The organism is Vibrio sp. 1078-1, from assembly GCF_033340475.1.
In genome coordinates, this window is the sequence record NZ_JAWOWM010000007.1 from 65,464 (window position 1) to 76,167 (window position 10,704).

A 10,704-nucleotide genomic window follows, 5' to 3' on the forward strand; every position below is an offset into this window, starting at 1 on the left:
CAAAACCATACCAACTGTGACAACCAAACCGCTATTAAAGCAGGATATTATTCCTTCAACTTTGTGTTTTAGGAGTAGTCATTAGACTACCCAATAATTGTTGGAATAAATAATGACGAAACGTTGGCTTGTCTCCGCTGTGAGCATCGCGCTGCTCGGCGGTGGTACGTATTTCTATCTCCAATCTGCTGCTCAACCAGAATTGCTGCCTACATTGATTGTGGAAAAAGGCACGATTGAAAAACAAGCGGTGGCTGTTGGTAAAATTGTCCCTGCACACTCTGTGTCTATCAAGTCACAAATCGACGGTATCGTCGGTGAAATTTACGCGAAAGTTGGTGAAAAGGTGAAGCAAGGCCAGCCGCTGATCAAAGTGCGTCCAAACCCAACACCCCAAGCATTAACGGATGCATCGGCAGAACTCATGCGTAGCGAAGCCGATCTGGAATCCGCCAAACAAAAACTGTCCAACTTAGAAAGCTTGGTCAAGCAAGACATTATTCCAAGTAACTACGACGAATACGTAAGTGCGCGCTCGGCAGTCAAATCTGCGCAAGCGGACGTATTGCAAAAGCGCCAGAATCTCGAACTCATCCGCAGTGGTGAGGCGTCTATCGGCGATGCGCGTTTAACGTCGACGATCTACGCGCCAATTGATGGCACAGTACTCAACCAGAAAGTAGAGGTCGGAGAGCCGATCATCTCGACTCAATCAAGCCAAGCCGCGACTGAAATGATTTCATTGGCCGACATGAACAGTCTGATTTTTAAAGGTAGCGTCAGTGAGCATGATGCTGCGCAGTTGTCTCCGGGAATGCCCGTTATGTTGACGGTTGCGCCTTATCCTGATGTGGCGATTTCTGGTGTGCTAACCAAAGTGGCGATTCAATCTGAGAACCTTAACTCACCAGAGGGCAATGCTTCGGCAAAAAGTTTTGATAACGGTTTTGAGGTTGAAGTGGGAGAACTCAAGATCCCACAAGATGTGTTGCTTCGTTCTGGTTTTTCATCGACGGCTCAAATCATTCTGAAGAAGTCTGAAAACGTGCTCACTCTACCGGAGCGCGCTCTGCAATTTGATGGTGACGCACCGAATGTTCTGATCCCCGATAGCTCAGAACAAGGGTTTCATAAACAACCTGTGAAACTCGGTCTGTCAGATGGCATCAATGTCGAAGTGCTTGACGGCGTGGAGCTTGATGAAGAGGTTATCGACAACAGTATGATGGGAGCGGCGCATGGTTAAGCTGCAACGACCAACAATCGCCTTTGTATTGTTGGCTACCACGCTCAGTTTGCCTACCTATGCAATTTCTATTGAACAAGCTTGGCAACAAGCAAAGCAGAACGATCCAAATTACGAAAAAGCGAAAATCGGCGTCCAGCTTGGCGAGGTTGGCGTACAGAGCAGCCGCAGTGCGTTATTGCCGGGTTTAAGTGCCAGTGCGTCAGCGGATTGGAATGAGTCCTCAAGCCATTCGAACAGTTACGGCGCTACCTTAACTCAAACTATTTGGGATAGTAGTTTGTGGTCGGAACTGGATCAAGCGAATGCCAATTATCTCAAAGTACAGTTAGAGTTATCTCAAGCGCATAACGAGCTTGCGCAAAAGTTGCTCACCGCTTACCTAGATGTGGCAAGCGCACAGGGCGACCTCAAATTGGCGCAGTCCAAGCTGGAGGAGGGGAAAGAACTTCTCAACATCATTGAGAAACGCTATCGAGCAGGCAAAGTGAAGTCGGTTGATGTCGAAGAGATGAGAGCGAATCAAGTCTCTGAGCAAGCAAGTATCCTCAATGCAAAAGCCGATCTCGAAGTGAAAAAAGCAGAGCTTGCGGCGTTAATCAATCAAATGCCGGAGAGTGTCGACCAAATTCGAACGGATTCTTTGATTCAGCCGCCGATGCTGGTGGACTCTCAGGAGCAATGGCTAAAGCTGGCTAAAGACAGCAGTCCAGAGCTGTTGGTGGCGGCGCAGATGGTGAAAGCGAGCGAGTTCGCGAAAGATTCAGCTAAAGGTGGATACTACCCAACCGTCAAAGGCAGTGTGGGCTACAGCGATGGTGACAATCGTTCAAACGGCGAGTTTAACGCTGGGATTAGTTTGAGTTTGCCGATTGACCTCAATGGTGCAGTGCGAGCGAAAGTGGACGAAGCATCGTTGAACATTTTAAGCGCCAAGCAAGATATGCGTAGAGTGGAAATTGATATTCAGAAACGAGTTATTCAGCAGTTTACTCAGGTCGATATCAACTGGAATCAAGTTTTGATAGCGAACGAGCTGGTTGAGTCGCGCGCCAGAGTGTTGCAAAGCAAAGAGAAACTTTACGACGCTGGTCTGCTTGAAGTGTCGGAAGTTATCAGTGCACACAACAGCTTGTTTGAGGCGAAAAACAGTCTGCAAACCAACTTGTACAGCTATTGGCGTAAGAGAATCGGCTTACTGCAAACCGCAGGGAAACTCGATGACGATACCATGGCGTTGATCTCTAGAGCTTTTCATTCATGAGCAGTCTATTGCAACAAACTTGGCAAACGTTGATGGCGCACCGCATGAAGAGCGTGCTGGCCATTATCGCGATTGCTTGGGGCGTGATCTCTGTGGTGGTGTTAATCGCACTTGGCGAAGGCTTTTATCGCCATCAGACCCAGTCGTTTTCCTTTATGATCAACAATGTGCAAGTGGTGTTTCCGTCGAGTACCAGTAAACCGTGGCAAGGGTTACCTTCAAGACGACAAATTGATATTCCACAAGAAAAAGTCGACACGATCAAACAGTCGGGCTTCGTGCAACAGGCGTCGAGCGTTTACGCCAAATGGGATGCGAATATCACCAATCTCAAAGGACAGAACTTATCGAGTACGGTCAGCGGTATTGACACGTCTTACTTTCCTTTAATGCAACGCAAGCTGCAATCTGGTTCGAGAAATCTGTCACCAAGTGATATGAACAACCATACTCGCGTGGCGGTGTTAGGCGATCAAATTGCGCAAATGGGCGGAATCCAAATCGGGGATAGGCTCAAAGTCAACGGCATTCCGTTTTTGGTGATTGGGATAACCGTTGGTGAGGACACTGGCATTTCATTCGGCGATAGCCGCACGGTTTTCATTCCTCAAACAACGTACCGCGATTTGTGGGATGCGAAACCTTGGATGGTATTGATGAAGCCGAGAGATGGGATGGATGCACCGTCGTTTCGACCAAATATCGTGAACTTTTTCGCCAAGCAGCTTCATTTTGACCCAAGTGATAAAGATGCGGTCGAATTACCCGATTTTAGTGAAGGTGCGGCGGTCATCAGTGGAATTTTGCGTGGCATTCAGATTTTTCTCGGAGCGAGCGGCGCGATGACCATGGCGGTCGGTGCGCTTGGCGTTGCCAACATCATGTTTTTATCTGTCACGGAGCGCACGCGTGAAATCGGTGTGCGTTTGGCGATCGGGGCGACTCAAAAATCCATACTCAGTCAGTTTATTCTTGAAGGGCTTATTTTGGTAGCTGTGGGCACGGCATTAGGTCTGATGTTTTCGTATGCCGTGGTGTCTGTCCTAAGCAGCATGGCATTACCGGAATGGATTGGTTTACCTGTGATCACGCCAGATTCCATTGCTTGGTCTTTACTTGTGACGCTTATCTTGGCATTGATGGCGTCGTATTTCCCAGCAAGGCGAGCATCGCGTCTCACGCCAGTCATTGCTTTGAGTGCGAGGGCTTAGTCATGTTGTTACCGATGAGACAAATTTTCCAAGAAATGGCCGCAGAAAAGCTGAGATTGGGTTTGACCATTCTGGCAGTAGCGTGGGCGACCCTTTGTATCTCTGCTATGTTGGCGGTAGGTGAGGGTATTCGTCAAGGCGTATTGAAAACCGCACAAAATGGTAATGGCAACTTGATTTATTTGACCGGAGGGATGGCCACCGTCGACCACGGTGCTTTTCACCAAGGTAAGTTTCTGACACTAAAAATGGACGATTCAGAGGTTGTTCGAGCGTTACCCGATGTAAAAAGCGTTGCGCCAACGGCGAAGTGGAAAGAGCGCATCACCGTTGGTGACAGAAGCTCGTGGCAAGAGCCGTTAGCGGTCACGAGCGAGTTTCAATCCATGACCAATTTGGTGCCGATGGCGGGGGGGCGATGGTTAAACCCACTCGATCAAAAAGAGACGCGCAAAGTCGTTGTACTGGGTTATGAACTGGCAGCCGACTTATTCAACCCGAATGAGGACTTTAGTTGGTTTGCGACAGTCACATTGCAAGTCAACCCTGTGGGGCAAAAGGTAAAAATCGGCAATGAGGAGTTCATCGTTGTGGGCGTATTGGAGAAAAACAGCGCCCAAATAGAACAGGGGGATCTTATCAACTATTCCAGCTTTGTGCCGTTAGCGACGTGGAAGCGATTTCATGTCAACGGTGAAATTGGTGGCATCAATGTGCAACCACAAGCCGATGTAGACCGAGAAGCCTTAGCAAAGACGATCAGGCAAGTGATTGCCCGTAAGCACGGGGCAAGTGTCAGTGATGAACAGGTCATCCAAGTCGATGATATGTTCCTTAAACAAAAGAGTATGCAGCAGTTTCTGATAGGTTTGCAGAGTTTTCTTGGCATTATCGGCTTCGTGACGTTAGCTGTTGCTGGCGTCGGCATTGCCAATGTGATGTATGCCACCGTAAATCGATCTACGCGTGATATCGGCGTGCGCATGGCAGTCGGTGCAACCCCAACGGCCATTCGCATGCACTATTTAGTGCAGTCTTTATTGACAATGATGATGGGGGGCGCGCTTGGCTTAGGCGTGACGTACGCGCTGGTGTCTGCCATCAGTTCCATTCCTTTAGAGGGTAATGCCTTTTATGAACAACTGGGTAAACCTGTCCCTGAGTTGTCGTGGGTCGTTGTCGCGATTGTCATCCTCACCTTAATGATCATTGGTGTGGCCTCGGCATGGTTACCTGCAAACCGAGCCGCAAAAGTCAGCCCGTTGGAGGCGCTACAAAGTGAATAACAACAATAACTCTGGAGAGAACATGTCGAAGCCGCTTGTTGAGCTGACCAACATCTGTAAATACTACTCAAGCGGGGAGGCGGAAGTTCGCGCGCTAGACGGCGTTGACTTAACCATTAATCAAGGCGAGTTTCTTTCGATTCTTGGCCCGTCCGGTTCGGGTAAGTCAACGTTGATGAACATGCTCGGCTGTTTAGATAAGCCCACCGATGGCGAGTACCAACTTGGCGGCCAAAACGTCGCAAGTTTAAGTGCGAATGAGCTGGCTGGCATTCGTAACCAAAAGATTGGATTTGTCTTCCAAAGCTTTAACTTATTGGAATATGCGACGGCGCTTGATAACGTGACGCTGCCGTTGGTTTACTCTGGTATCAAAGCCAAAGAACGTCGCCAGCGCGCATCTAAATTGCTAGAGCAAGTCGGGCTAGGGGATCGTTTAGACCATAAACCAAACCAGCTTTCTGGTGGTCAAAAGCAGAGAGTCGCTATCGCCAGAGCGTTAGTGAACGACCCTCAAATCATCCTAGCTGACGAGCCAACCGGCGCGCTCGATTCAAAATCTGGTGCTGAGATCGAAGCTCTGTTCAACCAACTCCACGCCGAAGGTAGAACCTTAATCATCGTGACGCACGATAACGCTCTGGCAGAGCGCACTAAACGCATCATCACCATCAAAGACGGCAAGGTAATTTCGGATAGGGTGCCGGTAAGTAGGGAGAAATGAGCTTTTCTTAATTGAGAACTGAGTTTTAAGGGAAATAGCGATACAGAGGCTATCTCCCTTTACTTTTTATTGGCGATGTTCGTTTTGTCTCTCTTTTATCAAGTCATGCTTTTTTTCTTTAAGTAGAGTGATTGCGAGCTTAGTGTCCTCAATCAATTTACTGTTATCGTTGAGATCGTTGCTCTTCAAAGGCAAAACTAGATAATGAATGCTGCCATCTGCATTCTGTACTCCGGTAGCGATGATGACATCACCTTCAGACGCCGTACCAAAATACTCTGATACGACTTTGGTTTCGCTGACACCGTAGCTATCCAAATAGGATGACTCCGTATTGTCAAACAAGATAGGAACCCCTTGCTTAGCTAATGTTCGCAATTGTTTTTGCTTTTGCTCGTCGAATGGATAGTCGGTCGTACTGATGTAACTTACCTGTTCAGCTTCAATAAAATCGTACAGTTCATTGCTCAGTTCATTTAATGGGGCAGATATCCAAGGTGTAGCTGGAATGACGTCGGAAGTATCATCATTGCCACTTTGTGGTGTTGGAGTGGTAACCACCTTTTGAGCAGCATTGCTCTCAGGAGGCGTTACACTTATTGTCGCAGCGTCTTCTGTCTTGATTTGCTCGTCAAGGCTTGCAACAGGTTCGGTCTGGGCATTCTTGTTATTTGAATTAATCAGAAATATGGCGAGTACTGCACCAAGTGCTAGCGCCGATCCAGTCAAGAGTTTTTTGTTACTTGTCATGTGTCATGTCTTACCGTTTATTTCATTAGTAAATACGGCGGCCACTTATTTATTCCGTGGCCGCAGGCTAATAAGTTAGTGGTAGAGATCGTCATTCCAAGAGATAGTTACGGCTCGGCTAGTCTCTGTCCATTGACTGCTATCACGATTTTTCTTCCAGGTATTTTCTGGTGTGGTATACCAGCTACACCAGTCGCGACCAAAGTAGTAATTGGTTTTTCGCCAACCAGCAACCAGCTTGACCTCTGATGTATCTAGGCCATCTTGAATGTCATTTTTTCTATATACGACGCCGACTTGTGGTTTAAAATCTGAACGCATAACGACAGGTAACTCATTGTAATCAATCAAATTACCCATGTCACAACTGGTCCAACGATACAATAACCAGTCTTTAGCTGGCGTATTATGGCGGATAGTCTTGTTTTCAATTAACCAATTAATGCTTTCGTTAGCTTGGTTAAAATCGGCAACCGTTTGAAACTCTGGCTGGTCGTACGTTACACGGTTGCTCCAGGAGATTCCCCCACTAATATTTGGAGAAGTAGAAGCACTGAATCCAAGGTTAAAATCTAGAGACTCACTGACAGATGCCGTTGCAATGGTGTTTTCTGGAGCATGGCTCATGTGGCGTAAGGGGGCGCCATTTAAATAGCTCAGTGCCAGCTTAAAAGCCGTTGGAACGGTGTAACGGTAATCTCCCCCAGTAGCAAAACCATAGATTTGTTCTTTGTTTGGAACATTAGTCATGTCGAAGCCAGAACCGCCATTTAGGATCAACTTGGCTTCTTTAGCGCCATTTGGTAGCAAAGATTGGTTCCAGACATTTTCTAAAGAATAAATTAAGCGGATTTTTTTCGAGCGTGCATCACCATCATCAAGCTGAAGCAATGTCGAAGTGTAAGATTTCAATGTATCTTCAGCATGTGCTGGTGCTAAAGAACCAAGTAAAGCGAGTGCGATAATACTCGCGGAAAGATGCTGTTTTTCCATTATTTTTTCCTATTAGTCAGCCCATAAAGACTTTTGTTTTAAACCATCTTGATGGGCACTTTATAATTATGGACAGGTTATAAATTCAAGCTCAATAAATGAGCGGTGAAATAGTGCATCTTGTTTTTTATTAAAAAAAGAAAAAGGATAGATTCGTGGGATTAATGTCTCATAGTTTTTAAATTCACCACTCAACTATAATAAATAAGAATTTGGTTATTAAGTCTTGTCTTTTTAAGTTATTGCTTAATTTTAATTTTCTAATGTTGTGTTGAGATTTTCTATTGATAAAGTGAATTTTATAAATGTTAGCCATGTTATTTTTAGGGTTTTTGTTATACCAAATTAAGTAAAGTATCGTTATGTGGTTATCTCGGGTTTATGGGTTTAATTCAAATTAAAACAGTGGTTTATGTTTTTTTTGTTATTATTTTTTAGAGCTTAATGTAATAGTTTAGTGATAAAGTCCGTCAATGAAGTTGCCATGTTCGTGTATGAAGTTATATGTGCTTTTACAGCAGGAAATTAAACTTTACGTTTAAGATGGTAAAGATAGAAAAAGAAATAAATAAGATAATTAAATAATCATGTTTCCGAGAATATAAATGTAACGTACTTCTAATTAAACGAATGCTTGAATAAACGATGGAGTGTGAAAAGTACTATTTAAGTTACGCTGTCCTATATTCCAGTTGGTGCCTTGTTCATACAATGCGTTTTCTCGGCTTAAAACTGGTTTACGTACTGCTAATCCCTTATCCGTTTCTTAATTACACATATTGGCAATATGCTCGCCAAGTTACGTGTATTGGTGTCAATGAAAAACAGTATCTACGATAGCTCTCTCAGGGTTGGAACTGCCACTATGAATTTCCTTCATGTTCAATGTGAAACAATACCAATATTACTCAACTCGTGAAGCAAGTATAAAAAACGGACTGCTCTGGTGTTAGGCACTGCGACCACCGTTTTTAGTACGAACTGTTCGTCGTGAACGCTGCGCAACCTAACGATTGGGAAAACCAAAAAACAAAAAATGTCCCCATGCACAGAGTTAGGAAAAGTCTGCTTTATCTAAGGAAATAGGATACCAACTCACGATGAATAACGATTTCACATTTGCTATCAAAAGCATTCGCTTTGATGAGAATTACCAACCATCAGACAACACGCGAATCACTACCAACTTTGCTAATCTGGCTCGCGGAAACTACCGCCGAGAGAATCTGCGCAATGCGCTCCGAATGATCGATAATCGTTTTAATGCGTTGGCATATTGGGATAACGCGCAAGGTGACCGCTACTCCGTTGAACTTGAAATCATCTCCGTTGATATGGATATCCAAGGTAGTGGAGAAGCCTTCCCATCGATTGAAGTGCTCAAAACTAACATTGTTGACCACAACACTAACGAGCGTATCGAAGGCATTGTGGGCAACAACTTCTCTTCATACGTGCGTGATTACGACTTTAGCGTTTTGCTGTTGGACCACAACAAAAACCAGCCACAGTTCAGCATCCCAGCGAACTTCGGTGATTTGCATGGCAAACTGTTCAAAGCTTTCGTTAATTCTGAGTCTTATAAACAGCATTTCAAAAAGCTGCCAGTGATTTGTCTGAGCGTATCGGACAACAAGGTATACCGACGCACCGAAAATCAACATCCTGTTTTGGGCTTTGAATATCAGCCGAACGAATCTTCGTTGACGGAGCAGTACTTCAAGAAGATGGGCTTACAGGTGCGCTACTTTATGCCGCCAAACAGCGTTGCACCGTTGGCATTCTACTTCTTCGGTGACTTGTTGAACGATTATTCAAACCTAGAGCTTATCAGTACGATTAGCACGATGGAGACATTCCAGAAGATTTACCGACCTGAGATTTACAATGCCAACGCGGTTGCCGGTAATTGCTACCAGCCAAACTTAAAAAACCTAGACCACTCGCTAACTCAAATCGTTTACGACCGAGAAGAGCGCAGCCAACTGGCGATTGAACAAGGGAAATTTGCCGAGGAGCATTTCATCAAACCTTATCAATCTGTGCTTGAACAATGGTCTGCAAATTACGCGTAAAAGATAACGAGAATCTAGAAAGGAATGACGATGAAAACACTATTACCGACTTCAACGGCTGGCAGCTTACCGAAACCTTCTTGGCTGGCCGAACCAGAAAAACTTTGGTCACCGTGGAAACTGCAAGGTGAAGAACTGATTGATGGCAAACGCGATGCGCTACGTGTCACTTTGCAAGAACAAGAACTGGCAGGCGTTGATATCGTCAGTGATGGCGAGCAAACTCGGCAACATTTTGTGACGACCTTTATTGAGCATTTAAGCGGCGTAGATTTTGAAAACCGCAAAACGGTGACTATTCGCAACCGTTATGAAGCAAGTGTTCCGACTGTGGTTGGCCCAGTAAGCCGCACAAAGCCCGTGTTTGTTGAAGATGCCAAGTTCTTGCGTCAGCAAACTAAGCAACCTATCAAGTGGGCGCTTCCAGGCCCTATGACGATGATCGACACACTTTATGATGATCATTACGGTAGCCGTGAAAAGCTGGCTTGGGAATTTGCAAAAATCCTCAACCAAGAAGCGAAAGAGCTTGAAGCGGCAGGTGTCGATATCATTCAGTTTGATGAGCCTGCGTTTAATGTGTTTTTCGATGATGTAAACGAGTGGGGCATTGCGTGTTTAGAGCGTGCTATTGAAGGGCTGAAATGTGAAACTGCAGTGCACATCTGCTATGGCTACGGCATCAAAGCGAACACAGATTGGAAGCAAACGCTAGGCACTGAATGGCGACAATACGAAGAAGTATTCCCTAAATTGCAGCAGTCAAATATCGATATTATCTCGCTTGAGTGTCATAACTCGCGAGTGCCTATTGAGTTGCTTGAGTTGATTCGCGGTAAGAAGGTGATGGTTGGTGCGATTGACGTCGCTACCAACGAAATTGAAACGCCAGAAGAAGTAGCGAACACATTGCGAGAGGCGTTGAAGTACGTTGATGCCGACAAGCTTTACCCATGTACCAACTGCGGTATGGCACCTTTGTCTCGTGAAGTATCGACCGCTAAGCTCAATGCGTTAAGTGCGGGTGCGGAGATCATTCGTAAAGAGTTGGTGGGTTGATATTAATACTTAGGCTCCGCACCATGAACTAAAATTAGGGTCAATCTAGCGAGTTTAAATGAGACTAGGAATCGGGTTACAGCTCGCTAGGAAATG

9 protein-coding genes are annotated in these 10,704 nt (G+C 45.5%); 7 read left to right on the top strand and 2 right to left on the bottom strand.

From position 1 onward, the window contains the following. The first annotated feature begins 112 nt into the window (after positions 1-112). The 5 genes from R7190_RS14805 to R7190_RS14825 are packed head-to-tail and all read left to right on the top strand — an operon-like array spanning position 113 to position 5,731. The gene (locus R7190_RS14805; RefSeq protein WP_186584819.1) at positions 113-1,246 is read left to right on the top strand and encodes an efflux RND transporter periplasmic adaptor subunit; all 1,134 of its coding nucleotides are present in this window, start codon (positions 113-115) and stop codon (positions 1,244-1,246) included. After that, the gene (locus R7190_RS14810; RefSeq protein ID WP_104979532.1) at positions 1,239-2,510 is read left to right on the top strand and encodes a TolC family protein; all 1,272 of its coding nucleotides are present in this window, start codon (positions 1,239-1,241) and stop codon (positions 2,508-2,510) included. Before R7190_RS14805 ends, R7190_RS14810 begins: the two co-directional genes overlap by 8 nt. Further along, the gene (locus tag R7190_RS14815; protein ID WP_186584821.1) at positions 2,507-3,721 is read left to right on the top strand and encodes an ABC transporter permease; all 1,215 of its coding nucleotides are present in this window, start codon (positions 2,507-2,509) and stop codon (positions 3,719-3,721) included. The genes R7190_RS14810 and R7190_RS14815 overlap by 4 nt, the downstream gene beginning before the upstream one ends. A 2-nt stretch (positions 3,722-3,723) precedes the next feature. Next, positions 3,724-5,007, top strand: a complete 1,284-nt coding sequence (locus R7190_RS14820; RefSeq protein WP_318137571.1) for an ABC transporter permease — start codon at positions 3,724-3,726, stop codon at positions 5,005-5,007. A gap of 22 nt (positions 5,008-5,029) precedes the next feature. Beyond that, positions 5,030-5,731 carry an ABC transporter ATP-binding protein gene (locus tag R7190_RS14825; RefSeq protein ID WP_186584825.1) on the top strand — a complete coding sequence of 234 codons (702 nt, stop codon included), beginning with the start codon at positions 5,030-5,032 and terminating at the stop codon, positions 5,729-5,731. A gap of 66 nt (positions 5,732-5,797) precedes the next feature. Here the strand turns inward: R7190_RS14825 and R7190_RS14830 are convergent, their stop codons facing one another. Both R7190_RS14830 and R7190_RS14835 read right to left on the bottom strand, forming a co-directional pair. After that, complete coding sequence (locus R7190_RS14830) at positions 5,798-6,481, bottom strand: topoisomerase I (RefSeq protein WP_086046922.1); 684 nt, start codon at positions 6,479-6,481, stop codon at positions 5,798-5,800. A 75-nt stretch (positions 6,482-6,556) separates the two neighbouring features. Next, positions 6,557-7,474: a leukocidin family pore-forming toxin gene (locus R7190_RS14835; RefSeq protein ID WP_005376731.1), complete on the bottom strand. Its 918-nt coding sequence runs from the start codon at positions 7,472-7,474 to the stop codon at positions 6,557-6,559. A 1,100-nt stretch (positions 7,475-8,574) separates the two neighbouring features. On the opposite strand from R7190_RS14835, the gene R7190_RS14840 reads away from it, so the two are divergent. Both R7190_RS14840 and R7190_RS14845 read left to right on the top strand, forming a co-directional pair. Beyond that, positions 8,575-9,549 carry a DUF1852 domain-containing protein gene (locus R7190_RS14840; protein ID WP_017636059.1) on the top strand — a complete coding sequence of 325 codons (975 nt, stop codon included), beginning with the start codon at positions 8,575-8,577 and terminating at the stop codon, positions 9,547-9,549. A gap of 30 nt (positions 9,550-9,579) precedes the next feature. Then, entirely contained in the window at positions 9,580-10,608 is a 1,029-nt protein-coding gene (locus tag R7190_RS14845) for a methionine synthase (protein WP_186584826.1), read from the top strand. The last annotated feature ends 96 nt before the right edge of the window (positions 10,609-10,704 follow it).

Coding starts and splice junctions, on each gene's coding strand:
- R7190_RS14805 (WP_186584819.1), top strand. CDS start 113: ATGACGAAACGTTGGCTTGTCTCCGCTGTGAGCATCGCGCTGCTCGGC.
- R7190_RS14810 (WP_104979532.1), top strand. CDS start 1,239: ATGGTTAAGCTGCAACGACCAACAATCGCCTTTGTATTGTTGGCTACC.
- R7190_RS14815 (WP_186584821.1), top strand. CDS start 2,507: ATGAGCAGTCTATTGCAACAAACTTGGCAAACGTTGATGGCGCACCGC.
- R7190_RS14820 (WP_318137571.1), top strand. CDS start 3,724: ATGTTGTTACCGATGAGACAAATTTTCCAAGAAATGGCCGCAGAAAAG.
- R7190_RS14825 (WP_186584825.1), top strand. CDS start 5,030: ATGTCGAAGCCGCTTGTTGAGCTGACCAACATCTGTAAATACTACTCA.
- R7190_RS14830 (WP_086046922.1), bottom strand. CDS start 6,481: ATGACAAGTAACAAAAAACTCTTGACTGGATCGGCGCTAGCACTTGGT.
- R7190_RS14835 (WP_005376731.1), bottom strand. CDS start 7,474: ATGGAAAAACAGCATCTTTCCGCGAGTATTATCGCACTCGCTTTACTT.
- R7190_RS14840 (WP_017636059.1), top strand. CDS start 8,575: ATGAATAACGATTTCACATTTGCTATCAAAAGCATTCGCTTTGATGAG.
- R7190_RS14845 (WP_186584826.1), top strand. CDS start 9,580: ATGAAAACACTATTACCGACTTCAACGGCTGGCAGCTTACCGAAACCT.